Raw genomic sequence first — 25,875 nt, forward strand, 5'->3', positions numbered from 1 at the left:
CTGTTCTTGTCAGACGGCGGAATAGCCGCCATCCACCGGGTAGACCGCACCCGTCACGAATTCTGCCCTGTCACTGAGCAGCCACGCGGCCAGCGCACCCACTTCCCGCGGCTGGCCCCAGCGCCCCATGGGCGTGCGGCCGAGTATGGTGCGCTCGCGCTCGGACTGCTCCCGCAGGCCGGCGGTCATTTCCGTCTCGATCCATCCGGGCGCAACCGCGTTGACCCTTATCCCGTCTTGCGCCCATTTCGCGGCGAGCGCCTTGGTCAGCTGGGCAACGCCGCCCTTGGAGGCGGAATAGGCAGGCACCAGCGGGCCGCCGAAATAGCTGAGCATCGAGGCCGTGTTGACGATGGCCCCACCTGAGCGTTCCAGCAGCGGCCTTGCAGCCAGACACATGCGCATCGTGCCGGTCAGGTTGACGTCGATCACCTTTGAGAAGGTCTCGATCTCGTATTCGGCCTCGCGCATCAGGATGCCGGCACAATTGACCAGGCCGTCAAGTCTTTCGTGGGTGCCGACAAGCTCCGCGATTGCGCCGTCATCGGTGACATCGAGGGTGACGGTGGTCAGGTTCTCAAGCACCGGGCACGCAGCGACCTCGGCCTCAGAGACGCCGGTCGCCGTGACCGCCCAGCCGTCGTCCAGCAGCGTCTGTACAACTCCGAAGCCGATGCCGCGTGTTCCACCTGTCACCAAGGCCTGTTTCATGCCGCCTGCCCCTCCCTCATGAACCGCAGCACGTCCCGGCGCCTTGGCATCGGAGCGACGGCTCCGTAGCCTTGCGTCGACAGCGCCGCGGCCGCGTTCGCATAGCTGGCCGCCTCGTAAGGATCGCGGCCGGCCGCCATTTCGGCAAGAAAGGCGCCGTCGAACGTATCGCCGGCGGCGGTCGCATCGACCGGCGACACCGGTTGCCCCGGAACGCGCCGGCGCTCGTCTCTGAGCGCGATCAACGTGCCGTCCCTGCCAAGTGTGAGCGCCACGATCTCACAGCCCAGATCAAGATAAAAGTCCGCAATCGCGTCGGGGTCGGTGAAGCCCGTCAGCTGGACGGCATCCTCCAAACCGGGCAGGGCGATGTGGGCCTTGGCCATGGCGGCATGGGTCACGGCCCGGGCCCGCTCCAGTGGCCAGAGATTGAGGCGCAGATTGGTGTCATAGGACACCCAGCCGCCAGCGTTCCGGCACAGGTCCATCGCGGCAAAGACGGCATCGGCGGCATTGGCGGAGATCGCCTGGCTGATGCCGGAGACATGCAGGATGCGGGCGCCGGAAATATAGTCTCCGGGCAGGTCCGCAGGTGTCATCAGGCTCGCAGCGGACCCCTTGCGCCGATAGGTGAAGGCATGGCCATTGTCGTTGTGGCTGACAAAATAGATGCCGGTCGGCGCGTCCGGGTCCTGCACCACCCTTGACGTATCGACACCTTCCGACTGCCAGAGCTGCAGGAATTCATCGGCAAATGCGTCCTTGCCGACCCGGGTCAGGTAGCCAACCGATGCACCCTGGCGTGCGGCGGCAATCGCGGCGTTGGAGGTGTCGCCGCCATGTCCTTTCAAAAAGCGCCCGTCCGCCTGTTCGTTGAACTCCAGCATCGGCTCGCCGAGACAAATAATGTCGGGTTGCATGTTCCTTGCCTTTTCGGTTGGGGCACCGGCCACGCCCGTCGGAACGTGGCCGGGCCGCTTATTGGGCTGTGTAGCTTTGTCCGACGCCGGGTATGCGCCAGATCCTGAAATTCGGGATCTCGGGATCTTCGAAATTCATCTCGCCATCCACCCAGACGTGCAGGTGGTTCGAGACGACATAGAGCGATCCGTCAGGCCCCCACGCGAGCGTATCCGGCCAGTTCATTTCCGGGTGATGCACGAAACGGCTTACCTGACCGGTCGATTCATCGAATTTCATGAGACCGTCGAGCGACAGGGCCGTCATGTAAATGTTGCCGGCGTTGTCCGCGGTCATGCCGTCCGTGTTCGACGGAAGAGACGTTTCCACGCGCACGGCGTTTTCGATCACCGTCTCGTTTGTTTCGAAGTCACGCAGGATTTCCGTGGGCAGGGAGTAGAGCCTGTTGCCCGTAAGATTGGTCCAGTAGACCGTCTTCTTGTCACCGGAAAGCGCAATTCCATCGGCACCGGTCTGCATGCCGCCGTTCTTCAGAACGGGCCGGTCATCTATGTTGAAGAAGAAATTGGGCTCGTTGTTGGTAAATTTGTGCTGGTCGAGAATACGGCGCACCGAGTTGGTGTTGCTGCCATAGACAATCAGCCCGCCGTGAAGAGGATCACAAAAGATACCGCTGTCGGCGATGTAGGCGACTCCCGTATCATTGTCCACGGCCAGATCATTCAGGAAGGAGCACTGCCTGTCCGCTTCGTCAGCGGTAAAGAGGTATCGCTGGATTTCCTTGCCTGCCTTGATGTCCCAGAGGACAAGCTTGGCGTCACCGTCTTCAAACGGAGGGCCGGCGACGTGACCCTGGTCCAGGATCCACATGACGTCATTGCGATCGATCTCAAAGCCAAGAACCGCCTTGAGACCGGCCGCGTTGGCAATGTCGTTCATGTCCTCGTTCGGATAGGGCTCCAACTCCCATGTGTCGCCGTTCCAGACGAGTTTCGATAGCGTTGACGGGATCTCCTTTCCCGCCCATCGCGCCGTTGAAACGTAGATGTTGCCCTTGCTGTCGACCTTGACGCCCTGAACGAGCGCCTGTCCGAAAATTGCGCTGTCTTCCCAGGCCGACCTGATGTCGTCCGAAACGACCCTGTAGGGCAGACTGTTCCATTCGGCGACGATTTCCGGCCGGGGCATGTCCTTGGCGAACGCGCCACCGAGCCCCAGGAAGACGGCCACGATCGCCGGCAGCGCTGCAAGTCTTGTCTGTGTCATTTGAAGTGTCCCCACTCTTTCAGCGTCAGATCCGGCCGTATTTGGCAAGGCCTTCGCGCAGCGACCCCGCCTGCATGATCAGCTTTGCCTGCTCGGCCTCGCGAATGTCGATTTCGCGCGCCATTTCGAGAATTTCCTCCGCCTGCCCGATGGGGACGACCACGACACCGTCGATATCGCCGACAACGATGTCGCCCGGATGCACGATCACGTCACCAAGGGGGACAGCGACATTGGCAGCCAGCGTCTTGTGGCGGCCAAGGGTGGTTCCGGGAGACGAAGACCGGGCGAATATCTGGAAATCGTAGTCGCGGCGGATCTCCGTGATGTCGCGCACGGCGCCATCCAGAACCGCACCCTCATGTTTGTTGGCGACGGCCCCGGCGGTCATCAGCCCGCCCCAGACCGCCACGTTGGCATCGCCGGCAATCGAGATCACGATGACGGAGCCGGGTTCGGATTCATCGATGGCATCCAGGGCGTGCTGCGGCGGCACGAATTCGTCGGTCGGGCCCTCAAGCACCGTAACGGCCGGACCGACAATCTTGTCCTCGTTGATACGCGGCTTGATGGCCTGATCGAGATAGCCCTTACGGCCGGTGATCTTGTCGACCGCATCGGCGACCGACGCCGTCGCTGTTTCGCGGAAACCCGCGACCAGTTCCTTTAGTTCCATTTCCGGTACTCCTGATTGAAACCGTCCTTGAACGGCGTTTGCGTTTTTCATGTCCCGGTTCACCACCGATTGACCCAGTTGGCCGGTGGCGAGCCTTCCAGGACGCGCACCAGTTCGGCCCCGGCGCGTCTTTGCAACTCGCCGACGGATGCTTCCGAATACCAGCCGCAATGATCGCTCAGCACCGTATTGGGTGCCGTGAGAAGTGGGCTGCCGGGTGCAGGCGGCTCGGTTTCGAAGACATCGATGCCTGCGCCGAACAGCCGGCCTTTGTGCAAGGCATCTGCGAGGGCCCGCTCATCGATCAGGCCGCCGCGCGAGGCGTTCAGAACAACCGCGTTCTCTTTCATGAGACCGATGCGGCGGGCATCGAGGATGTTGCGTGTCGCCTCGGTCAACGGGGTGTGCAGGCTGACGACGTCGGCCTGTCGGCACAGGCTGTCCAGGTCGGTTGCCTCCACTTCCCAGGTAGCCCGCGTTTCGGCATCCAGATAGGGATCGCTCACCAGCACGCGGGAAAAGCCGAGTGCGCGGAACCGGTTGCAGGCCGCGCGCGCGATCCGGCCGAAGCCGATCAGACCCAGCGTTGCGTTGCGATGCCCCGGAACCGGGCTTTCCTGCCCGACGCCCCACAGGCCCGCCCGCACTTCGGCGTCCCGGGTCACGATCCGTCTTGCGACTGCCAGGTAAAGGGCAATGACATGGTCGCTGACTTCATTCTCCGCGCCATAGTCGGGAATGTTGGCAACGTGGATACGGCGCTCCGTCGCCGTCTTCAGATCGACATTATCGACACCGACGCCGTATCTCAGGATGAGCTTCAGGCCCGGAAAATCGGAATAGAGCGCAGGGTCGATGCGGCGCTCACGCGTGAGCACCGCAAAGACGTTCTTGTCGGCAAGGGCGGAGAGCGCATCCTGCCCGGCCGGAACCGGCAGAACCCGCGCGCCAAAGGGCTGGATAGCCGCCTGCTCCAGCGCATAGTCCGCATAGCCGGGCTCCAGCACGGCGGCAAGCGGCGTCTCGGGTGTGGTTACGGTCTCCGCCCGCATGTCACCGGTTCCGGTACTGCGCCACGGCGGCGTCGAGCTTGCCAGGCCATTCCTCGCCGATTTCACCGACGATGTATTCACGCACGGCCGGCTGTGCCAGTTCGCGGAACTTGGCTTTCTGCTCCGGGCTGACAGGCACCACTTCCAGGCCCTTCTCGCCGAGGATCGTCGCGGCATTGGCGTCCTGGGCCGCTGTCATGCCGCGATGAATGATCTTGGAGATTTCGACGCACTGGCCGACGGCGGCTTTTTCGGCGTCGGTGAGGCTCTCATAGAAATCGTCGTTGATCATGTAGGCGTGCCAGGAGAAGACGTGCCCGTCCAGGGAGACGTATTTCTGGTGCTGATAGAGCGACGCGTTGACAATATTCGTCACGCCGTTTTCCTGACCGTCGACAACGCCCTGCTGCAAGGCCCCGGGAAGTTCCGGCCAAGGCACAGGAGTTGCCGAAGCGCCCAGGGACTCCACCAGACGGGTCCAGACCGGCGCCGTCATCACGCGCATCTTCAGACCCTTCATGTCCTCAGGTTCGGCAACCGGAACCTTGGAATTGGTGAAGTTGCGCACGCCATTGTCGGCAAGACCCAGGACACGGATGCCCGTCTTTGCGCGCATGTCCTCGAACATTTCCGCACCGAACGCGCCGTCAACCACGGACCAGGCCATGGCCTGATCATCGAAGAGATACGGCATGGCGAAGACGGCGAAGGGTTTGTAGACGCCGGATATCGGCCCATCATGCACAACGCCGAGCTGGATGGTGCCCAGCTGAAGTCCTTCGATGACCTGCCCGCCGTCACCGAGCTGCGAGGCCGGATAGACCTGGACGTCGATGGAACCGGCGGTTTTGCCTTCCACGCAGGTTTCAAACGCGAGCGCGGCCGCATGTTTGGGCGACGACATGTCAGCTGCCTGGAAATGAGCGTATTTCAGCTCTTTCGCAGAGGCCGCGCCGGCTGCGGAAGCGATGGCCAAAGCGGCCGTTGCGCCCAGAAGTCGAGATGTCAGTTTCATGGTATTCCTCCCGTTTGCTAACTGGATAGTCCGAAGAAGCGAGGTAGCGCGGTGCTGAGTGCCGGTACGAGAATGACCAGCAGCAGAACCGCCATTTCCGCCGCGAGAAGCGGAAGAACGGCGCGGGACAGGCCTTCGATCCTGAGACGGCCAACCGTCGCGATGACAAAGAGCACAGGGCCGACCGGCGGGGTGATCATGCCAATCGTGAGATTGAGAACGAGCATCATGGCAAACTGCAGCGGGTCGATGCCGAACTGTGCCGCGATCGGACCGAGCACCGGTGTCAGAATGATCAGGGCCGGAAGCGTGTCGATGAACAGACCGCAGATCAGTGCAAAACCGGCGAGCAGGAAGAGGACGGTCAGGCGGTCCGAGGTCAGGCCGGCGATCGCCGACGCCAGGCTTTGCGGAATTTGCAGATAGGTCAGCAGCCAGCCGAACACGGATGCCATCGCCACGATAAGCAGCACCGATGATGTCGTGACACTTGCCCTAACCAGAACGGTGTAGAGTTTCTGCATGTCGAGCGAACGCATGACGAGACCGAGAAGAAGCGCATAGGCCGTGGCGACCGCGCCGGCCTCGGTCGGCGTAAAGACGCCGCCCAGAATTCCACCCAGGATGATCAGCGGCATGAGGAGCGCGGGCCCGGCGGAGAACGCACTTCGCGCGACTTCCGGAACGGCGGCCCGGCTTTCACGTCCCCGGTAGCCTTTCTTGATCGAGACAAGGTGATTGGCCACGGCAAGAGCCAAGCCGAGCATGAGGCCGGGAACGATCCCCGCCAGAAACAGCCCGGCCACAGTCACGCGATTGTCGGAAATCGCAAAGATGACCATGAGGATGGACGGGGGAATAATCGGCCCGATCGTTGCCGTGGCAGCCGACAGGGCGCCGGCATAATTCGCGTCGTATCCGGCCTTGCGCATCATGCGCATGACGATGGCAGATGGTCCTGCCGCGTCCGCGAGCGCTGATCCGGAGATGCCCGCAAACAGCATGGAGACCAGAACGTTCACGTGCCCCAAGCCGCCGCGGATATGCCCGACCAGATCGTTGGCGAAGCGCAGCAGAGCCGCCGTCAGGCCGCAGGCGGTCATCAGCTCCGACGCCAGGATGAAAAAGGGGACGGCCATCAGCGGGAAGGAATTGATCCCGCCGAACATGCGCTGCGGGATCAGCAGGGGATTGAGGCCGCCGTCAATCAGGATCGCCGCCGTTGAGGCGACGCCCATGGTGAACACGACCGGCAATCCAAGGGCCAGCGTCAGGAAAAACAGGATGATCAGTGTCTTGGCCATCAGGACGCTTCCTCCTGATCGTCAGGACCGGCATCCGTCTCAAATGCACAGGCGACAAAGCGCCTGCACACGAAGGCGAGATGACACAAAAACAGGAAGCAGCCGAAGGGAATGGCCATGTAGGGAATGCCGCGGGAAATGCCGGTGGCCATGGTCTCCTTGTTCCAGCCGAACGCGACGAACTGGACGCCAAACCAGAAGATCAGCCCCATGAAGACCGCCATCACCACGACGGCGCCCCAGCGGATGGCGGTTTTGAGACCGCGCGGCAGAAGCGCGACAAAGAGATCGATCTCGACAAGGCGGCCGCTTCTGAGCGCCAGGCCCGCACCCGCGAACACGCCGAAGATCATCAGGAACCGGGCAACCTCCTCGCCCCAGGCGAGAGAACTCCCGAACAGATAGCGGCCGACGACATTGGTGATCACAATGAGGAACACTGCGGCAAGCGCCGCCGCAACGAGAAAGCGGTTCACGGCAATCAGCATGCGCTCGACTCGCGCCATCGGCTCTCTCCCCATCATCGAACGGCACGTCTCACGGCGCGCCTTGTCTTTCCTCTTTTTCAGAACTGGCATACTGGCATACCGTATGTCAATAGCTAAAATACTGTACACCAGATATTGGTGCAGGCTATAAGCCTTGTGAACCGGAGGAATCGAGGCGTCATGCTGAAAATCGAGCGACCCAAACCATTGGCGGAACAGGTGTCAGACGTGTTGCGCGCGCAGATCATCAGCGGAGAGCGCGACATGGGCGAAGCGCTGTCGGAAACGAGGATCGCCAAAGAGCTTGGCGTCAGCCGGACACCCGTTCGGGAGGCATTTGCGCGACTTGAACTGGAGGGGCTGGTTCACACCGAGCCACAACGGGGAACATTCGTGTTCACGCTTGACCGCTGCGCCCTCATGGATATCTGCGACGTCCGCGAGTGTCTTGAAACGGCCGCCTTGCGCAAGGCCATGGAGCGGGACCCTGACGGCCTGGTCAAGAGCCTGGGCGACATTACGAAGAAAATGACAAAGGCCCGGAAAAAGGCCGATGACCGGCAGTATCTGAGCCTTGATACCGAGTTTCACCAGAAGCTGTTCGATCACGCACACAACATGTTCCTGAACGACGCCTACCAGACCATCGCTGCCAAAATGGCGTGTCTCCGAAACAAGCTGGGCAACCACCCGGACCACATGGAGAAGTCCTACGCGGAGCACATCCGGATCTGCGAGCTTCTCGACGCGCGCAAAACGGAAGACGCCTGCGACGTGATGATCAGTCACATCGGCCGCAAGGAAGGTTCCTACTGGAACAATTGAGGGCTTAATTGTCCGCCTGGGGCATCCAGGCACGCTCATCTGCCAGTATCGCTGACGGCACCACGATCTCCGCCTGGGCAACCCTCAATCAACCGCGCCACGATCTCGCAGCCGGGTTCAAGATGAAAGGCCGCGATTGCGCGGGTGCCGGATAGGCCCTAGCGTGCCCGCAGACGGCCATCCATCGCTTGACGGCATGTTTGAACGCGGCTAGAGGCTCAGGGAACGACAATACCCGGTGGCCGGATCAAATCTTGAACTATCGTGCGGATATTGACGGGCTCCGCGCCGTCGCAGTGCTGAGCGTTGTCGTTTACCACCTCGGCAACAGCGTCGGCTTCAACGGCTATCTCGGTGTCGACATCTTCTTCGTCATTTCCGGATACCTGATCACCGCGATCATAAAACAGGAAGTCGCCGACGGCACCTTCACCTTCGGCGGATTTTACATGCGCCGCATCCGGCGGATCATCCCCATTCTGCTGGTTGTCCTGACCGTCTCCACCGTGGCCGCGCTGCTGCTGTTTCTGCCGAGCGAGCTGAAGCTTTACGCAAGGAGCGTGATCGCGACGCTGTTTTTCGTGTCGAACATCCTTTTCTACAGTGAATCGGGGTATTTCGATGCGGACGCGGAACTGAAACCGCTCCTGCACACGTGGTCCCTTTCGGTTGAAGAACAGTTCTATATCGTCCTCCCTTTACTGCTCCTCTTTGCCCTCAGACGCGGGCCGACCGTGGCCAGGGCCATCATCGCGCTTCTTTTCCTGATGTCGCTCACGTGGAACCTGCTTTTTCCGGGCGTTTTCACCGATACCAGTTTCGCCTTCTTCATGTTTCCGGTGCGCGCCTGGGAGCTTCTCGCAGGCTCCGCGCTCGCGCTTGGCCTGTTCCCGAAGCTGCCGGACAGGCGCAGATTGAGCGAAGGGCTTGGCGTCCTGGCGGTCCTGCTGATCCTCACGGGGTTCCTGCCGCGCTATCCGGAAGAGGTGCCTTACGTCTTCCAGACACTGCCGACGGTCCTTGGTGCCGGGCTCATCATCGCGCTCGGCGCGCAGGCACACAAACCGCTCCTCAGCCGGGTTCTGAGTCTCAGATACGTGACGTTCATCGGGAAGATTTCCTATTCGCTCTACCTGTGGCACTGGCCGATTTTCGTCTTCGCCGCCTATTACGGCTTCGGCAGACTGTCGGACCCGGTCAGGGTCGGGCTGATCCTATTATCGCTGCTGCTGTCGGCGCTTTCCTGGAAATACATCGAAGAGCCGTTCCGGCGCTCGCGGTCCAGAAGACTGCTGAGATGGAGCGCCGCCGGGGCCTGCGCACTGCCGCTGGTCCTGTTGATCTGCAGCGCGTCGATCCTGCGGACCAACGGCGTCCTGCCATGGATGCCGGAGAATATCGCCACCCTGGCCGTCGCCGAGCGGCTGCAGAATTTCAAGACGGTCACCGACGAGGCCGGGCAGACCGTGATCACGCTTGACGGGTCCGATGGCAGCGGCAGCGCGTCCGTGTTGCTGGTGGGCGACTCGCATGCGGAAGCCGTTCACCGGGCGGTCGCCGCCGCCGCGGAGACGAAGAACCGGAGCGTCATCCGGCTCGGCAATTCCTGTTTCGCCACTTTCGAGGAACTGAAAACCGACAGGGAGCTGAGCGATTGCGTCGATGCCACGCGGGCGCAGCTTCGCTACATTCTCGAGCGTCCCGAGCTCAAGACGATCGTGATCGCGCAGCGCTGGCAGGCGCGCACAACGGGCTGGCACACGAAGTCCGGTGTGGCCGCCGGTGATATCTGGACACTTCGCCTGGAAACCCTGCTGGACTACGTGGAGCAGCTGACCGATGCCGGGCGCGAGGTGATCGTGCTGGCGCAAGTCCCGTTAATCGAAACCAGGCTGCAGAACGTGCCGTCCATCATTGCCCGCATGGAAATGTGGGGCTCCGACGAACTGGACAGCTTCGGACCGACGGAGGACCGATACCTGTCTTACAACGCGAACATGCTGGATGTTCTGAAAACGGTTGAGAACAGGAGCAGCGCGACGGTCATCTACCCGCATCAGGTCTTCTGCTCCGACGGCACGTGCCAGGTCTATGATGCGAATGGCGCCTTCTACTACGATGACGACCACTTGTCCGCCTATGGCGCCAACAAGTTGATCGGTGAATTCGCGCCGCTGTTCTAGGGTCAGGCCCCGGTTTCCTGAGTTGCAGTCAAGTGCGCCGCGCCGACGGCCTATTTCACCGAAATGCAGGTACAGCCGGCGCGGCTGAACACCTCCTGGGACACGCTGCCGAAGGTGGAGCTGTCCGACGGTGTGACGCCGCGGGCGCCCATGACGATCGTGGCGGCCTCAAGCTCCTTCTGCGCCCTGACGATCGCGTCCGCCGGCTTGCCGGTCAGGATCGGCAGGGTTTCGAAGCCGACCCCATGGCTCCGGGCCTTGTCGGCGGCGTGATCCAGGATGATCTGGCCGATCTTGTGGAGGATCTTGTCGGGCGCCGGGCCGAGATTGGCCGAGACCGCCTTGTTCAGGATCTTGTGCAGCGGCGCGTCGAACTGGCCGGAAATGTCCAGCGCCATCAGGTCGCTGGCATCCTTGCCCCTGAGCAGAACGTGGCAAATCAGCAGCCGCCCCTGATATTTCGCCGCCAGATCCGAGGCAATTCGCAGCGCCTTTATCGAGTGGACGGAGCCGTCCACCGGGATCAGGATCTTGTGCATGTCATCTCCACCCTCGCCTTGCCCGACAGCTTAGGCAAATCAGGGAGAGATATGAAGTGTTGGCGAAGGACGGAGTTTGGGGAGATGGCTTTGACCACGGACGAATGGACCGGAGCACCTGCGTAGCCGGTTCTTACGCCCCTGCGGTGCGGGTCAACCCGATATGGATCTCGTGAGGCGATCCCTTGTCAATGAGTTTGTCATTCCGGCTGCCGCGCAGCGGAAGGCCGGACCCCAGTACCCACCTGCTTCTCCGTTTTCCTTAAAACGCTGGCCACACGGAGTACTGGCTCCCGGTCTTGCCGCTGACGCGGCAAACCGGGATGACAATCGTTCATCCCGATATGACTAGAGATGACCTGCTGCCGCTTTAAGGACCGGACCACCCCGGTCTTTCATTCTCGTTGCCTGCCCTCACCCCTACCTCAACGCGCCGGGATGATGTTGTGCTCGGGCCCGAAGGGAAAGCCGGTGATGTTGTCGGCGCTGTCTTCACCAATGATGAGAATATCGTGCTCGCGGTAGCCGCCGGCGCCGGGGAGGCCTTCCGGGATCATGATCATCGGTTCCATGGAGACCACCATGCCCGGCTCTAGCACCGTTTCGACATCTTCGCGCAATTCCACCGATGCCTCGCGGCCGTAATAGTGGCTGAGCACGCCGAAGGAGTGGCCATAGCCGAAACTGCGATATTTCAGAAGATCATGGCTGCGGTAGATGTCGTTGAGCGCGGCAGCTATGTCGCAGCAGCGCGCGCCCGGCCGGATCAGTTTCAGGCCCTCGCGGTGGACATGGCAGTTGATTTCCCAAAGCCGCAGGTGCTCGTCGGAGGCGTGTTCGCAAAAAAGCGTGCGTTCCAGCGCGGTGTAGTAGCCGAAGATCATCGGGAAACAGTTGAGGCTGAGGATATCGCCGGCCTCGACCGCCTTGTTGGTCACCGGGTTGTGGGCACCATCGGTGTTGATGCCGGACTGGAACCAGGTCCAGGTGTCCATCAGTTCGACGAAGGGAAACGACTTGCCGATTTCCCGAATCATGGCGTTGGTCGAGGCGATCGCGACCTCGTGCTCGGTGACGCCTGCCTGGACGGCCCCGGCGACGGCGGCACCACCTATGTCGCAAATGCGCGCGCCCTCGCGAATGAGGTCGTGTTCTTCCGCGCTCTTGATCGTGCGCTGGCTCATGGCATCGGCGGCGACATCGACGAAGCCCACGCCCGGGAACGCGGCTTCCAAGGCTTTCAGAAAATCAAGCGGGACATGGTCGAACTCGATGCCGATGCGCCGGACCGACGCGTTCGGCCAGCCGATCAGCGATTGCAGGGCGTGGAGATAGTTGTCGCGGCGCCAATCCGTGTAGATCAGCGTATCGCCGTGGGTGCGCCGCCAGGGCTGACCGCCATCGATGCCTGCGGCAACCGTCGTCGCCTTTTCCTGGGTGACGACAAGACCGTATTTGCGGCCGAACTGGCAGTAGAGAAAGCCGGAGTAGTAGCAGATGTTGTGATAGGAGGTCAGGATGACGGCATCGACGCCGCGATCCGCCATCAGCCTGCGCAGATTGGCCTGCCGCCGGTCCATCTCTCCCGCCGAAAAAGGCAAAAAGCTCTTCTCGCCATTGTTCATTTCGTAAATGCGGATCATGTCGTCGCTCATGGAAGATCTCCTTTCCCGAAGTGAGCCGGTTCCGTGTTCTGTTCATTTCCGGGGCCTGAAACGCAAAACGGGCCGGCTTCTGAAAAGAAGCCGGCCCGCCAGGCCCAAATCCAAATTGTCTTGCAACCGGGAAACTTTCGTCTCCACCCGGTGGCTGGCGTTCCGCCACCGGCACGTATGGTGAGCTGCGGGGCTGGTCTTAGCCCGGTGTCAAACCTCTAAGCCTTTCCGAACGGCGGCGCAACAGTTCAAGCACGGTCAGCAGCGCGATCGAGATCGCGACCATCAGCGAGGCGACCGCCAGGATGGTCGGCGAGATCTGTTCGCGCAGGCCGGTGAACATCTGCCAGGGCAGCGTCTTCTGCCCGGCGGAGCCGAGGAACAGGACGACAACCACTTCGTCAAACGAGGTGATGAAGGCGAACAGGGCACCGGATACGACACCTGGAATGATCAACGGCATCTGCACCTTGAAGAAGGTGGTGACCGGGTTGGCGCCCAGGCTTGCAGACGCCCGCACGAGAGAGCGGTCGAAACCGACCAGGGTCGCCGTCACCGTGATGATCACGAACGGCGTGCCGAGCGCGGCATGGGCCAGAACGACGCCCCAGTAGGTGCCCTGCAAGCCGATACGGGAATAGAAGAAATACATGCCCGCCGCGGAAATGATCAGCGGCACGATCATCGGCGAGATCAGGATCGCCATGATCGCGGGCTTGTAGGGCACATGCGACTGGGACAGGCCAACCGCGGCAATGGTTCCGAACGCCGTTGCCAGCAGCGTTGCGACCGGCGCGATCAGCACCGAGTTCACCAGCGCCTGCTGCCAGTCCGGGTTGGTGAAGAAGTCGTTGTAGTGCTTGAACGAATAGCCCGCCGGGTCGAAGGACAGCATCTCCTTGGTGAAGGTGAAGAAGTCCTGCGCGTTGAAGCTCAGCGGCAGGATCACCAGGATCGGGAAGATCAGGAAGAAGAAGATCAGCCCGCAAAGGATCCGGAACGTGTAGAACCACGTTCTCTGCAAGGGGGACGCATAGGGTGGTAGTGCGCTCATGTCGTCCTCCTATCCGAGCTTCACGTTGTCGATGCCGACGATCTTGTCGTAGACGACGAAGAGAATGAGCACCGCGACCAGGAGCAGGGTTCCGAGCGATGCCGCCAGGCCCCAGTTGAGTGACGACGAGATGTGATAGGCGATCCGGTTGGAGATGAAGATCCCCGACGTGCCACCGACAAGCTCCGGCGTGATGTAGTAGCCGATCGACAGGATGAAGACGAGAATGGCGCCGGCGCCGATCCCCGGCACGGATTGCGGGAAATAGACCCGCCAGAAGGCCGTCCAGTCATTGGCGCCGAGGCTCTTGGCCGCGCGCACATAGCTCGGCGAAATCGTCTTCATCACCGAATAGAGCGGCAGGATCATGAAGGGCAGCAGAATGTGCGTCATGGCGATGATCGTGCCGGTCTGGTTGTTGATCATCACGAGACGGCCCGCATCGTCGATAAGCCTCGTCCAGACCAGAAAGTCGTTGATGACGCCCTGTTGCTGCAAAAGCACCTTCCAGGCCGATGTCCGCACGAGCAGACTGGTCCAGAACGGCAGCAGAACGAGGATCATCAAAAGATTGGACGTTCGCAGCGGCAGGGACGCAAGCAGGAAGGCGATGGGATATCCCAGAAGCAGGCACGACAGGGTGATCACGATCGACAGGAACAGCGTCCGGCCGAACAGGAACATGTAGATCTGCTGGTCTTCCGGCTTCATTTCGATGCCTTCCGGACCGCGCTTGGCGTCAAAGGCATTCAGGAAATAACCGTCGGTGTAGCGCGGCGAAAACTGCTTGAGGACCTGCCAGGTGGCGACGTCGCCCCATTTCTTGTCGGCGCTGATGAACTGGTCCTTGAACGGACCGTCTTCGTCCATGCGCTTGATACGGCGGCCGGTCTTGCGGAACAGGCTGGAAATGCCGCTCTGCTCGTAGTTCAGGCGGGAGCCGAGACGGGTGTGCGTCTTCTGGTCCACGGCGATGACCATGTCGTCATAGAGCGCAGCGAAAACCTCTTCGTCCGGAGCCTGTCCGGACCCCGGGTCCCACGCGCTGAGTTCAATGACGGTCTTGGGGAGCGTGTCCGCGACGATGCCGTTCTCAACAGAGCGGAACAGCATATCGACGATCGGCGCGACAAAGGTGATCAGCACGAAAATCAGCAAGGGTGCGATCAGCAGGAAGGCGCGCAGCTTTTCGCGGCGCAAGGCGCGCCTGAGCGCGGCTTTCAGCGGCTTTCCGTCCTGTGTCGTCAGAACCTGACCGTCGGTGGTATCGCTCATGAAACAGTCTTCCGGGAAATGTCAGGGATGGCCCGGGCGGATGATCCGCCCGGGCCGGAGCCGAATGGCTTACTGTGCGAGCCAGGCCTGGAACTTGGCGTCGATGTCGTCGCGATAGTCCGCCCACCACTCGTAGTTATAGAGGAAGGTGTTCTTCGCGTTGTTCGGATCGGTCGGCATGTGCGGAGCCATGTCGATACCGAGCGTCGCATGCTGACCGACGAGCGGTGCAGAGGACTTGCGGGCCGGGCCGTAGGAGATGAACTTCGCCTGGTCGGCCAGACGCTGCGTGTCTGTCGCGTACTTGACGAGTTTCTTCACCTCGGCGAGGCGGTCTTCAGGCAGACCGGTCGGAATGATCCAGCCGTCAAGGTCGAAGACCTGCGCGTCCCAGAGCATCTTGACCGGCTGCTTCTGCTCTTCGATCAGGGCAAACAGGCGGCCGTTATAGGTGGAGCCGATCACGACTTCCTTGTCGGCGAGAAGCTGCGGTGTTTCAGCACCGGCAGACCACCAGACAACGTTGTCCTTGATGGTGTCGAGCTTGGCGAATGCCTGGTTCTGACCTTCTTCGGTCTCCAGCACGTTGTAGACTTCTTCCTTCGGAACGCCGTCACACAGAAGAGCCCATTCCATGTTGTTGATCGGACGCTTTTCCAGGGACCGCTTGCCCGGGAACGTTTCCAGATCGAACACGTCGCAGATTTCGGTCGGCTCCTTGCCGCCCCACTCGTCGACGTCGGACCGGAAGCCGAAGGTGGTGGAATAAACGATCTGCGGGATGAAGCACTCGGAAACCAGGAGGTCGCCGAAGTCTTCGGAAGCAGGGGTTCCGTCAGGTGCGGCTGCAAGATCGACGTCCGGGTCGATTTCCATCGCCAGACCTTCGTCGCAGAGGCGGATAGCGTCGGACGCAACCACGTCCACGAGATCCCACGTGACGTTGCCGGCTTCGTTCATGGCGCGCAGCTTGGCAACGGCTTCAGCCGAGGATTCGTCCCAGATCACGGTGATGTCGGGATTTTCCGCGGTGTAGGGATCTGTGTAAGCGTTCTTCTGAGACGCCTGGTAAGCGCCGCCCCAGGAGACGAGCGTGAGATCCGTGGCAAGCGCCGAGCTGCCGGCAAATGCCAGTGCGGTTCCCGCCAGAATTACAGTCTTGAGCTTCATTTGAGCTAGCTCCCTCTTTTAGGATTGAACGGATTTTTCCGTCGTTGTCGCGGGCGGACTGCAGCATCCACCTCGCGAATTTAGGCAACCGCGTCGAGCGCCTTGCAGTCGTTAAGTGCCCATCCGACCTGGACGGTTTCACCGACATGCAGCGTGCGCCGCTCTCCCCGGTTGCGAACTTTGACGATGAACTCGTCATTGCCAGCCACGTTCATGCGAACGCGGATATGGTCTCCCAAATAGATCAGTTCCTCGATCCGGCCATCGACCAGATTGTCCATGGAGTCGTTGGTGTCGAATTCGACGCGTTCCGGGCGCAGCGACAGGGTCGTCCTGTCGCCCACCGCAGACACGTTGACCTTGTCGGCCTTCAGCTGCGTGCCGTCATCGAGTTCGACAAGGCATTCCTCACCGTTGATGCCGACAACCTTGCCGCTCAGCTTGTTGTTCTCGCCGATGAACTGCGCCACGAACGAGTTCTGGGGATCCTCGTACAGATCGTCCGGCGTCGAAAGCTGCTGGATGACACCGTCATTGAACACCGCGACCCGGTCGGACATGGTCAGCGCCTCGGTCTGATCGTGGGTCACGTACACGACCGTCACGCCCAGGTTTTCGTGAATGTGCTTGATTTCATACTGCATCTGCTCACGCAGCTGCTTGTCGAGCGCGCCGAGCGGCTCGTCCATCAGGACGAGTTCGGGATCGAACACAAGGGCGCGGGCAACGGCAACGCGCTGCTGCTGGCCGCCGGACAGTTGCGCCGGACGCCGGTTTCCAAAGGCACCAAGCTCGACCATGTCGAGCGCCCGCTGCACCTTCTGTTCCTGTTCGGACTTCGGCACGTTCCTGACCTGGAGTGGAAACGCGAGGTTCTCGGCCACCGACATGTGCGGAAACAGGGCATAGTTCTGAAACACCATGCCGATGCCCCGCTTGTGCGGCGGCACATTGTTGATCGGCCGGTCATTCAGATAGATTTCACCGTGCGTGGCAGGTTCGAAGCCGGCCAGCATCATCAGGCAGGTGGTCTTGCCGGAACCGGAAGGCCCGAGCATTGTCAGAAACTCGCCGGGCGGAATATCGAGATTGAGGTTTTTTACGACCAGGGATTCCCCGTCATAGCTCTTCTGAACGCTGTCATACTTAACAGCAGCGCCCCTTGCATTCGCCATATTGTCCCCAAATCCGGTTCTATCGTTATTGTGGATCGCCCGGCGAATTCTTGCGGTAAAGATCGTTACCACTCGCGAATGCACCAAACCATCGGCGCTAGAAAAACAAAAAAGAAGCTTCTTTGAAAGGGGCTTGTGAAAAAAAATGGATATTTTTTATTCATGTTCCGGCTGAATATTTTGCAGCGCGGAGGAATGCGGGAAATTCCACCCAAAACAACAGGTTCAGCGGAAAGAAAATCTTCTTTCCGGTCTGTTTCGACGCATTGCGGCGGCCTGCTGGCTTGCTGCCGTTACCGGACTATCGTCTTTATCTTCAAGCGGCGAAACCCTACAAACGTCGCAGAATGCCACTGAAACGACCGGTCAGCCCGCCAATTGTCTCTTTGACGCGCGCCGGAACACCGTATAACCCGGAGATTGCCATCGTCCGGCTCTCTTGAACCGAGCAATGCCTCTCGTTTACGCTTTCCGAAAATGCAGGATTTGCCTTGTCCGAAGCCGAGAAAAACGATCCGCTTTTCCTGACCACGAAGGAGGTTGCCGATCTCCTGCGCGTGAAGGAGCGCAAGGTGTACGATCTGGCCGCGGCCAACGAGATTCCGCACCGCCGGATCACAGGCAAACTTCTTTTCCCCGCGCAGGCCTTGCGCAACTGGATAGACGGCGAGGACGGGGTGGCCACCCAGAACAGGCCCAATGTTCTGGCAGGGTCCCACGATCCGCTTCTGGACTGGGCCATCCGGGCCTCCGGATGCGGCCTCGCGACGCTGTGCAATGGCAGCCGGGACGGTCTGGACCAGTTCAATGCCGGCAGCGCACTCGCCGCCGGACTGCACCTGCCCGGCGAAGACGGCTGGAACGTTGCCGCCGTGGCGGACAGCGGCAGCACGAATTGCGTCCTGATCGGCTGGGCGGTGCGCAAGCGCGGCCTGCTCCTGCCGAACAGTGCCGCAAATGACATCCGCTCGATTTCGGATCTGAAGGGACGACGCGTCGTTCAGCGTCAGGCCGGTGCCGGCGCTGCCCTGCTCTTCGAAGCGCTGCTGAAAGACGCCGGTCTTTCGGAAAGCGACATGATCCTTTGCAAGGACAGGGCCCACACGGAAAGCGACGCCGCGGCTGCAGTCGCATCGGGCGAAGCGGAAGCGTCCCTCGGCATCGAGGCAATGGCCAGACGGTTCAAACTGTCGTTCCTGCCGCTTGCGGACGAAAAATTCGATCTCCTGATCGACCGGAAGTCCTATTTCACGGAGCCGGTGCAGCAGTTGCTTTCTTTCGCCCGGACACCCGAGTTTTTTCAAAAAGCGGCCGCGCTCGGCGGTTATGATCTGGCGGACTTCGGGTCGGTCCGCTGGCTGTCCGCCTGAACCTCCTCAAAGGGACTTATCGATGAGCGACATTCGCCCCCACGAAATCATGGTGCCGACATCCGAGCCCGACGACGCGCGGCTCCATTTCATCGGGCGCATCCACACACCCTGGACGGACCGAAAGGACTGTCCGCGCCAGGGCAAGCAGGACGGGCCGGAATGCCGGATCGAGGTGTTCGAACCCTGGGTGCCGGCGCTGAAAGGCATCGAGGACTACGACCAGATCGAAGTGCTTTACTGGCTCGACAAATCCCGGCGCGACCTCGTGGTCCAGAACCCGGGACACAGCGACCGGACTTTCGGCACGTTCGCGCTGCGCTCGCCGGTTCGTCCGAATCCGATCGGAACGGTCGGCGCGAAACTGATCCGTGTCGACGGGCCGAACCTGATCGTTCGCGGGCTCGACTGCCTGAGTGGAACGCCACTGGTCGACCTGAAACCCGACCGCTGTGCCTTCACGCCAAAGGCAGCTCCGAAGAATTAGAACGTCCACCAAGCCATTCCATTCCGGCACCTTCCCATTCTGTTTCGTCGGCTTGACAAGCCCTTCCCGGAATTGAACATTCCAGCGCAGTTCCGCCCGCTCCGGGCGGCTTTCTGGAGGAACCCATGCAAGCAGGATCTCAAACCGGCATCACCGGTATCAACGACGTCGTGTCGATTGAACGGCAAGGTCCGATCGCGCTTGTCGGTCTGAACAACCCGCCGGTGAACGCGGCTTCCCATGCGGTGCGGTCGGGTATCTGGAAAGCCATCGAAACGCTGCAGGACGACCCGGACGTCAAGGTCATCGCCCTTTATGGCGAAGGCCGGACATTCATCGCCGGCGCGGATATCCGCGAGTTCGGCAAACCGCCCAAAGATCCCTGGCTGCCGGATCTGTGCAACTTCATCGAGGACAGCAAGACGCCGGTTGTCTGTGTCCTTCACGGGACGACGCTCGGCGGCGGACTGGAAGTCGCGCTCGCCAGTCACGTTCGTGTTGCGCTCTCCGGCACAAGGGTCGGCCTGCCCGAAGTCACCTTGGGCATTTTACCGGGTGCGGGTGGCACCCAGCGCGCCCCGCGTCTTGCCGGCATTCGGGCTTCCCTTGACCTCATCACGAGCGGCAAGCCCATCCTGGCCGAGACGGCGCTTGAGCACGGTCTTGTCGACCGGATCGATGCCGGAGACCCGCGCGACGTCGCCATCGCAGCTGCCGGAGACTTTCTGGAAGGCAAACTGGTGGCAAGACGCACATGCGATCTGCCCGTTGAAGACGACGCGAACGCCATTTCGTCCATGCGCGCAAAACTCGCCAAAACCCAACCGCTTCTTTTCTCGCCGCACAAATGCGTCGATGCCGTCGAGGCGAGCCGGCTGCCGCGGGACGAAGGCCTGAAGGAAGAGCGCCGCCTCTTCAACGAATGCATGGACAGCCCGCAACGGGCCGGTCTCATTCATGCGTTCTTCGCCGAGCGCGCGGTCGCCAAAGTCCCCGAAGCCACTGCCACGCCGCGGGACGTCCGGAAAATCGGTGTCATCGGCGGTGGAACGATGGGCTCGGGCATCGCGACCGCTGCGCTTCTGGCCGACTTTGACGTCACGATGACGGAGAGGGATCAGGCCGGTCTCGACCGGGGGAAAGCGACGATCACGTCCAATCTCGACGGTGCCGTGAAGCGCGGCAAGTTGACCGGCGAGGCCCGTGAGACAATCCTGTCGCAGAAACTGTCGACGGCCACGGAGCTCGACGCCCTTGGCGATGCCGACCTCATCATCGAGGCGGTGTTCGAGGACATGGGTGTCAAACGCGAGATCTTCGAAACGCTGGACAAGGTGGCAAAACCCGGAGCCGTGCTGGCTTCCAACACGTCCTATCTCGACGTCAACGAAATTGCCGCGGCGACCAGCCGGCCCCACGACGTTGTCGGACTGCACTTCTTCTCGCCGGCGCACATCATGCGGCTCATGGAAGTCGTCGTTGCGGACAAGACGGGAGCGGACGCCGTTGCCACCGGGTTTGCCCTTGCCAAGAAACTGAAGAAGATCGCGGTTCGCTCCGGCGTCTGCGACGGTTTCATCGGCAACCGCATCATGACCTTCTACAAGAAGGCGGCCGACTACATGATGATGGACGGCGCATCCCCGGAGGAAATCGACAAGGCGGTCACCGGGTTCGGTTTCGCCATGGGTCCCTACCAGGTAGCGGACCTTGCCGGTCTCGACATCAGCTGGGCAGCGAACAAGCGCCGCGCGGCAACGCGCCCCGCAGAGGAACGCTATATCCCGATCGCGGACGAGATCTGCGAAAAGGGCTGGTTCGGCCGCAAGACCGGACAGGGGTTTTATATCTATGATGCAGACGGCACGCGTGCCAACCCGGAGGCGCTTGCAATCATTGACGCGGAGCGCACCAAGGCGGGTGTCACACCGCGCGCGTTTTCCGAAGATGAGATCGTCAGCCGCTTCGTGACAGCGATGATCCTGGAGGCAACGCGTGTCCTGGAAGAAGGCATCGCGCTGCGGCCCGTCGATATCGACGCGGTGTTCCTGTTCGGCTACGGCTTCCCCCGCTTCCGCGGCGGGCCCATGCACACGGCCGACCAGATCGGTGCAGCGGAACTGGTGCGCCGGATCGAGACCTATGCGCAGGAAGACAGTTTCTACTGGCAGGTTCCGGTCCTGCTTCGGAAGCTCGCCGAAGGCGGCGGCACGTTTGCGGCGATGAACGAGCGCTGAGCCGTCATCAGGCACGGTACTTCTGAGGCCGGGCTTTGCTTACGTAGCGTTTTGCAGGCATGATGGACCTATTCATAGAATTTCGAGGTGCATCATGGCCAAGTATCTGCGTCTGCGCAGCGGCGTCGCGCCGCTTGTTTTGTTCGTTACTTTTGCGCTTTCATTGCCCGCCTGGGCACAATCCACCTATCTCAACGACAAGAAATCATTCGACATCGCATGGACGACGCTGACCACAGAGATCGGCGACAGCGACCTTCTGTGGCTGAGGATCGAGCCTGACAGTTTCTCGGTGATTGCCGCGACAGGGCGGGACGGCGAAGAATTCAACCTCTGGTCCGTGAGACGCAACCTGGGCGATCCGGGCTCCGTGGATGAACTCCACGGTCCGATGCATATGGCCGATGGTCCGAAGTTCATCGTCTCGCCGGAGCGTTTCAGCCAGGCGGAGCTGCAGATTTCGAAGGTGTGGTCCATCTTGAGCGATGCACCGATCAACCTGCCGACCAAAAAACCGGGGACGGTGACCGCGGCAGCGGCCTCGCTCGGCCCGGTCCTCGGTCAGGCACACTGGTCCCTGAAGTGGAACATCTCGGTCCGAAGCGAGCGCGAGCACGGCCAGGTTTACGCGCTGGCCGATGGCCGGTTCGACGGCGCCGATATCAGTCATACCGAGCGTGGCCGGTCAATGAACCTTCGGACCCAGTCCGACTGGCCTTTCGATGCGGCTGAAAACCGCTTTGCAGACGTCATCGGCACCGGTGAACACGTCTACGAAATCAAGGTTCTGACCCATGGTGTCGAAATCGATGCCGTGTCGCCGGCCGACCCGGGAGCGATCCAGGACTATCGCTGGAACGGCGGCAGCTACCGGCGGGGCATCGGCGGCAGGCCGGTTTCGATGTACACGCTGACGGGCCGCAGCCAGCCATTTTCCATCACGAAGAGCGGCCTGGCTCGCCTGCCACAGATCCTGGACGCGGCGCGCGCGGAAGCGCCGGCGGGCTGGAGCCATATCGATGACGTCGTGGCAACCCGGCCGCCCCCGGCAGGCAAGGAAGCGGGTGTCCTCTGGGAAATCCGGTTCCAGAATGCCTCCGGCGGGCGCGAAAAGGTCGTGGTGCGCGTCCGTCCCGATGCCAGCATCTATTCTGTCGCGCTGCCGGAAAGCCTGCGCGCGTTCGACAGTTACCTGTCGATCAAGGGCATGTCGGAGGCCTTCGTGCAATTTCAGGGGACTCTCGGCACGGACGTCAAGTTCTTTGAAATGACGTTTCGGGAAGATCGGGCCAGCATCGTGCTGCCCGATCCCGAGGCCAGCGGCAACGTGGTCGAATACACGCTCGGCAGCAGCGGTGTGTCACGCGGTTTTTCGCGGCCACGGATCATGGAAAACGACGCGGACCTGATTACCTTCACGCAGGCCGCCGGATTTCACCCGCAGCTGGTCACAGATGTTCCCGAGATGCTGATCAAGGCCTTCAAGGTCGAGAATGCCGAAGTGTTCATGATCAAGCTGTGGAACGGCGCGCCGTTCTACAAGGACCCGAACGGCGCTCTGTTCCTGCAAATGCGTGTCGGCGTTCCGCCGCAACACAGCAACAGCGGACACGCGGTGTTCCGATATGACGGCGAATATGTGGACGGCGGGCGTTAGCGATCTGCGATGCCTTTGCAGGTCGTGGCGGACAGCCTCGCAGCGGACACATGGAGCATGGCTTTCGACTTCCGGGTTCGCTGCGCTCACGCTGACAGCTGGATTCCGGATCAGCGTTCGGCACGGCCTCACTTGTCCGGAATGACCCCGTTTTGCAGGCAGTTTACCGGGTCATGCCCTGGCTTGACCATGGCATCCATGGTGATTGCTTTTCGGCATCTGAGGGGCTCCAAGGTGAAACGGAACGGCATGGATTGCCAGATCAAGACTGGCAATGACCCAGATGGATTTGTTGTCAGTTGTCAGCTGCCAGCGTCCATGCGCTTCACACCGATTTCGCCGCCTTCAAACCGCCTGCCGCGTATTCCGGCACGCTCGCGCCAAGTCTCAAGCCCAGTTCCGGATTGGACGCATTGCCGTCAAGAGCGCGTTTCTTGACGCCCTGGAGGATGGCGCCCATGCGGAAAAAGGCGAAGGCGAGGTAGAAGCCGAAAGCCGGAATTCCGGGCAGTCCGGCGCGGCCGCAATAGGCATCGATGAATGCCTGGTCCGCGGGAATACCGAGCGGTTCCCGGTCGACGCCGGCAAGACCCCTGCCTTCCGCCCCCGGGGGGCGCTGCCATTGCATGACGAGCGCGGCGAGATCGGCGAAGGGATGGCCGATTGTCGAGAGCTCCCAGTCCAGTACCGCCACGCAGTCCGGACCGTCTTCGGCAAACAGCATGTTGTCGATACGGTAGTCGCCGTGAACCAGCGTACGGCGGCCGTCGTCTTCCGGCACGTTGCCGTCGAGCCAGTCGATCAGTTCGTCCATCGCCGTGATTTGTCCGGTTTCGCTGGCCCGGTACTGTTTGGTCCACCGGTCGATCTGGCGCTTGTAGTAGTTGCCCTGTGGCCCGAAATCCGACAGGCGGCGCGCGTCCAGATCAATTGCGTGGATCGCCGCGAGAACCCGGTTCATCCGGTCGTAGATCCCGGTGCGCAGGCCCTTGTCGAGACCCGGCAATCGCGGGTCGTCGAAACTCCGGCCGCGCACCAGTTCCATGACATAGAAGGCGGACCCGATGATGCTGTCGTCTTCACACAAGACGTGCATCTTCGCGATGGGCACGTCCGATCCGGCCAGCGCTTTCTGGACCCGGAATTCCCGGTCGACCGCATGTGCCGATTTCAACAGGACGCCTGGCGGCTTGCGGCGCAGGACGTAGTCTCCGGAGGCGGCGCGCAAACGGAAGGTCGGGTTGGACTGGCCACGATTGAACTTTTCCGCCCGGACCGGACCGGCGAACCCGGCGAGGTTCCCCTCCAGCCAGCGGCCCAGGCGCTCCAGATCGAGGTCAGCGGCACCGGTCATTGCGGCGCTGACCTCGTATTGGCAACGGCTGAGAGCCGAGCACCAAAGCCGAAAATTGCACCACCCTCATCCTGATGAGCGCTCCGAAGGAGCGTGTCTCGAAGGATGGGCCGCTTGCTCATGCGTGTGCCGCCCATCCTTCGAGACAGCGCTGTGCGCTTCCTCAGGATGAAGTTGGCGCTGAAAGAGCTCCTTTTTTTCGCGGCATTCACGGTCATCTTCAGACCTTGTCGTTGGTGTATTTCCTGAGCTCCGTCCGGGCGACCTGTCGCCGGTGGACGGCGTCCGGGCCATCGGCAAAGCGGAGCGTCCTCAGATGCGTCCACATGGCGGCAAGCGGGAAATCCTGGCTGATGCCTGCCGCGCCGTGTACCTGCATGGCCTCGTCGACCACCTTCAGCGCCGTCAGCGGTGCCACCACCTTGATCTTGCTGATCCAGGGCTGGGCCGCGCGCGTTCCCTGCGTGTCCATCATCCAGGCCGCCTTGAGACACAGCAGACGCGCCATCTCGATTTCCATGCGGGCATCCGCGATGATGTCATAGTTGGCGCCGAGATCCGTGAGCTTCTTTCCGAAGGCCTCGCGCTGCATCGCCCGCTTGCACAGGAATTCCAGGGCCATTTCCGCCTGGCCGATCGCCCGCATGCAGTGGTGAATCCGTCCCGGGCCAAGCCGCCCCTGCGCCACTTCGAAGCCGCGGCCCTCGCCGAGCACGAGATCTTCCGACGGCACCCGGACATTGGTGAAGCGGATATGCATGTGCCCGTGCGGAGCGTCATCGGCGCCAAAAACCTGCATCGGCCGCAGCACGTCAATGCCGTCGGCATCGCTCGGGATCAGAAACATGGAATGGCGGCTGTGTCTGTGCGCCGACGGATCGGAACAGGCCATGACGATGTAAAGCCGGCAGCGCGGATCGCCCGCGCCGGTCGCCCACCACTTTTCACCGTTGAGCACCCACGCATCGCCGTCCCTGACGGCGTTCAGCGAAATGTTGGTGGCATCGGACGAGGCGACATCCGGTTCGCTCATGAGATAGGCGGAGCGGATCGTTCCCTCGAGGAGCGGTTTCAGCCATCGCTCCTTGTGAGCCGGAGTGCCGTAACGCTCCAGCACTTCCATGTTCCCGGTATCGGGCGCATTGCAGTTGAACACCTCGGCCGCGATGCCGACCTTGCCCATTTCCTCGGCGAGATAGGCATATTCGACCGTGGTGAGGCCGAAGCCTCTTTCGCTGTCCGTCAGCCAGAAATTCCAGAGACCGCGTTCCTTCGCCTTCGCCTTCAGGCTTTCGAGAATTTCGAGCTGACGCGGCGTGTGCTGAAAGCGGTCACCGGAAGGATGCCTGCCGACTTCGTGATGAAACTCGGTGTCCAGCGGCGCGATCTCGGTTTCGACCATCTGCCGGACCTGCTCTATCAGCGGGCGCACCCGCTCCGTTATGCCCAGATCCATGACGT

24 protein-coding genes are annotated in these 25,875 nt (G+C 61.4%); 8 read left to right on the forward strand and 16 right to left on the reverse strand.

What is annotated here, in order from left to right; all coding sequences use genetic code 11:
• Window positions 1–9: 9 nt before the first annotated feature.
• From ACO08A_RS08430 to ACO08A_RS08465, 8 genes are read right to left on the reverse strand one after another with little or no spacing between them, the layout of a single operon-like run.
• Window positions 10–711 carry an SDR family NAD(P)-dependent oxidoreductase gene (locus ACO08A_RS08430; RefSeq protein ID WP_422040677.1) on the reverse strand — a complete coding sequence of 234 codons (702 nt, stop codon included), beginning with the start codon at window positions 709–711 and terminating at the stop codon, window positions 10–12.
• Window positions 708–1,631, reverse strand: a complete 924-nt coding sequence (locus tag ACO08A_RS08435; protein ID WP_422040678.1) for a sugar kinase — start codon at window positions 1,629–1,631, stop codon at window positions 708–710. The genes ACO08A_RS08430 and ACO08A_RS08435 overlap by 4 nt, the downstream gene beginning before the upstream one ends.
• A gap of 58 nt (window positions 1,632–1,689) precedes the next feature.
• A complete protein-coding gene (locus ACO08A_RS08440; protein ID WP_422040679.1) occupies window positions 1,690–2,898 on the reverse strand; it encodes an L-dopachrome tautomerase-related protein in 1,209 nt (402 codons plus the stop codon).
• A 25-nt stretch (window positions 2,899–2,923) separates the two neighbouring features.
• Entirely contained in the window at window positions 2,924–3,574 is a 651-nt protein-coding gene (locus ACO08A_RS08445) for an RraA family protein (protein WP_422040680.1), read from the reverse strand.
• Between the two features lie 59 nt (window positions 3,575–3,633).
• Entirely contained in the window at window positions 3,634–4,626 is a 993-nt protein-coding gene (locus tag ACO08A_RS08450) for a C-terminal binding protein (protein ID WP_422040681.1), read from the reverse strand.
• Window position 4,627: 1 nt separating this feature from the next.
• On the reverse strand, window positions 4,628–5,641 hold the full coding sequence (locus ACO08A_RS08455) for a DctP family TRAP transporter solute-binding subunit (RefSeq protein WP_422040682.1): 1,014 nt from the start codon (window positions 5,639–5,641) through the stop codon (window positions 4,628–4,630).
• Window positions 5,642–5,658: 17 nt separating this feature from the next.
• Window positions 5,659–6,945: a TRAP transporter large permease gene (locus ACO08A_RS08460; protein WP_422040683.1), complete on the reverse strand. Its 1,287-nt coding sequence runs from the start codon at window positions 6,943–6,945 to the stop codon at window positions 5,659–5,661.
• A complete protein-coding gene (locus ACO08A_RS08465) occupies window positions 6,945–7,451 on the reverse strand; it encodes a TRAP transporter small permease (protein ID WP_422040684.1) in 507 nt (168 codons plus the stop codon). The genes ACO08A_RS08460 and ACO08A_RS08465 overlap by 1 nt, the downstream gene beginning before the upstream one ends.
• Window positions 7,452–7,613: 162 nt before the next feature.
• Here ACO08A_RS08465 and ACO08A_RS08470 point away from each other — a divergent pair, with 162 nt between their 5' ends.
• From ACO08A_RS08470 to ACO08A_RS08480, 3 genes are all read left to right on the forward strand, one after another.
• The gene (locus ACO08A_RS08470) at window positions 7,614–8,258 is read left to right on the forward strand and encodes a GntR family transcriptional regulator (RefSeq protein WP_422040685.1); all 645 of its coding nucleotides are present in this window, start codon (window positions 7,614–7,616) and stop codon (window positions 8,256–8,258) included.
• An 8-nt stretch (window positions 8,259–8,266) separates the two neighbouring features.
• A complete protein-coding gene (locus ACO08A_RS08475) occupies window positions 8,267–8,413 on the forward strand; it encodes a hypothetical protein (protein WP_422040686.1) in 147 nt (48 codons plus the stop codon).
• 99 nt (window positions 8,414–8,512) lie between these two features.
• Complete coding sequence (locus ACO08A_RS08480) at window positions 8,513–10,441, forward strand: acyltransferase family protein (protein ID WP_422040687.1); 1,929 nt, start codon at window positions 8,513–8,515, stop codon at window positions 10,439–10,441.
• A 50-nt stretch (window positions 10,442–10,491) separates the two neighbouring features.
• On the opposite strand, the gene ACO08A_RS08485 is transcribed toward ACO08A_RS08480, so the two are convergent.
• From ACO08A_RS08485 to ACO08A_RS08510, 6 genes are all read right to left on the reverse strand, one after another.
• Window positions 10,492–10,980 carry a universal stress protein gene (locus ACO08A_RS08485; protein ID WP_422040688.1) on the reverse strand — a complete coding sequence of 163 codons (489 nt, stop codon included), beginning with the start codon at window positions 10,978–10,980 and terminating at the stop codon, window positions 10,492–10,494.
• 425 nt (window positions 10,981–11,405) lie between these two features.
• Window positions 11,406–12,635: an aminopeptidase P family protein gene (locus tag ACO08A_RS08490; RefSeq protein WP_422040689.1), complete on the reverse strand. Its 1,230-nt coding sequence runs from the start codon at window positions 12,633–12,635 to the stop codon at window positions 11,406–11,408.
• A 199-nt stretch (window positions 12,636–12,834) separates the two neighbouring features.
• On the reverse strand, window positions 12,835–13,689 hold the full coding sequence (locus ACO08A_RS08495; RefSeq protein WP_421980902.1) for an ABC transporter permease: 855 nt from the start codon (window positions 13,687–13,689) through the stop codon (window positions 12,835–12,837).
• Between the two features lie 9 nt (window positions 13,690–13,698).
• Window positions 13,699–14,964 (reverse strand): ABC transporter permease, encoded by a 1,266-nt coding sequence (locus ACO08A_RS08500; protein WP_422040690.1) that lies wholly within the window; start codon window positions 14,962–14,964, stop codon window positions 13,699–13,701.
• A gap of 69 nt (window positions 14,965–15,033) precedes the next feature.
• The gene (locus ACO08A_RS08505) at window positions 15,034–16,134 is read right to left on the reverse strand and encodes an extracellular solute-binding protein (RefSeq protein ID WP_422040691.1); all 1,101 of its coding nucleotides are present in this window, start codon (window positions 16,132–16,134) and stop codon (window positions 15,034–15,036) included.
• An 80-nt stretch (window positions 16,135–16,214) separates the two neighbouring features.
• Window positions 16,215–17,309, reverse strand: coding sequence for an ABC transporter ATP-binding protein (locus ACO08A_RS08510; protein ID WP_422040692.1), 1,095 nt, complete (start codon window positions 17,307–17,309; stop codon window positions 16,215–16,217).
• 122 nt (window positions 17,310–17,431) lie between these two features.
• On the opposite strand from ACO08A_RS08510, the gene ACO08A_RS08515 reads away from it, so the two are divergent.
• The 5 genes from ACO08A_RS08515 to ACO08A_RS08535 all read left to right on the forward strand — a co-directional run bounded on the left by ACO08A_RS08515 (window position 17,432) and on the right by ACO08A_RS08535 (window position 23,060).
• Window positions 17,432–17,752 carry a hypothetical protein gene (locus tag ACO08A_RS08515; protein ID WP_422040693.1) on the forward strand — a complete coding sequence of 107 codons (321 nt, stop codon included), beginning with the start codon at window positions 17,432–17,434 and terminating at the stop codon, window positions 17,750–17,752.
• 48 nt (window positions 17,753–17,800) lie between these two features.
• Window positions 17,801–18,679 carry a substrate-binding domain-containing protein gene (locus ACO08A_RS08520; RefSeq protein ID WP_422040694.1) on the forward strand — a complete coding sequence of 293 codons (879 nt, stop codon included), beginning with the start codon at window positions 17,801–17,803 and terminating at the stop codon, window positions 18,677–18,679.
• A 22-nt stretch (window positions 18,680–18,701) separates the two neighbouring features.
• Window positions 18,702–19,166 (forward strand): tRNA (N6-threonylcarbamoyladenosine(37)-N6)-methyltransferase TrmO, encoded by a 465-nt coding sequence (gene tsaA, locus ACO08A_RS08525; RefSeq protein WP_422040695.1) that lies wholly within the window; start codon window positions 18,702–18,704, stop codon window positions 19,164–19,166.
• Window positions 19,167–19,291: 125 nt separating this feature from the next.
• Window positions 19,292–21,403 carry a 3-hydroxyacyl-CoA dehydrogenase NAD-binding domain-containing protein gene (locus ACO08A_RS08530; RefSeq protein ID WP_422040696.1) on the forward strand — a complete coding sequence of 704 codons (2,112 nt, stop codon included), beginning with the start codon at window positions 19,292–19,294 and terminating at the stop codon, window positions 21,401–21,403.
• Between the two features lie 94 nt (window positions 21,404–21,497).
• Window positions 21,498–23,060 carry a hypothetical protein gene (locus ACO08A_RS08535; RefSeq protein ID WP_422040697.1) on the forward strand — a complete coding sequence of 521 codons (1,563 nt, stop codon included), beginning with the start codon at window positions 21,498–21,500 and terminating at the stop codon, window positions 23,058–23,060.
• A gap of 325 nt (window positions 23,061–23,385) precedes the next feature.
• Here ACO08A_RS08535 and ACO08A_RS08540 read toward each other — a convergent pair whose 3' ends face one another.
• Together ACO08A_RS08540 and ACO08A_RS08545 are read right to left on the reverse strand one after the other, a co-directional pair.
• A complete protein-coding gene (locus ACO08A_RS08540) occupies window positions 23,386–24,414 on the reverse strand; it encodes a phosphotransferase family protein (RefSeq protein WP_422040698.1) in 1,029 nt (342 codons plus the stop codon).
• 220 nt (window positions 24,415–24,634) lie between these two features.
• Window positions 24,635–25,870 (reverse strand): acyl-CoA dehydrogenase family protein, encoded by a 1,236-nt coding sequence (locus tag ACO08A_RS08545; protein WP_422040699.1) that lies wholly within the window; start codon window positions 25,868–25,870, stop codon window positions 24,635–24,637.
• Between the last annotated feature and the right edge of the window lie 5 nt (window positions 25,871–25,875).

The sequence above is a fragment of the Roseibium sp. genome (assembly GCF_965232425.1).
Taxonomy (GTDB): Bacteria; Pseudomonadota; Alphaproteobacteria; order Rhizobiales; family Stappiaceae; genus Roseibium.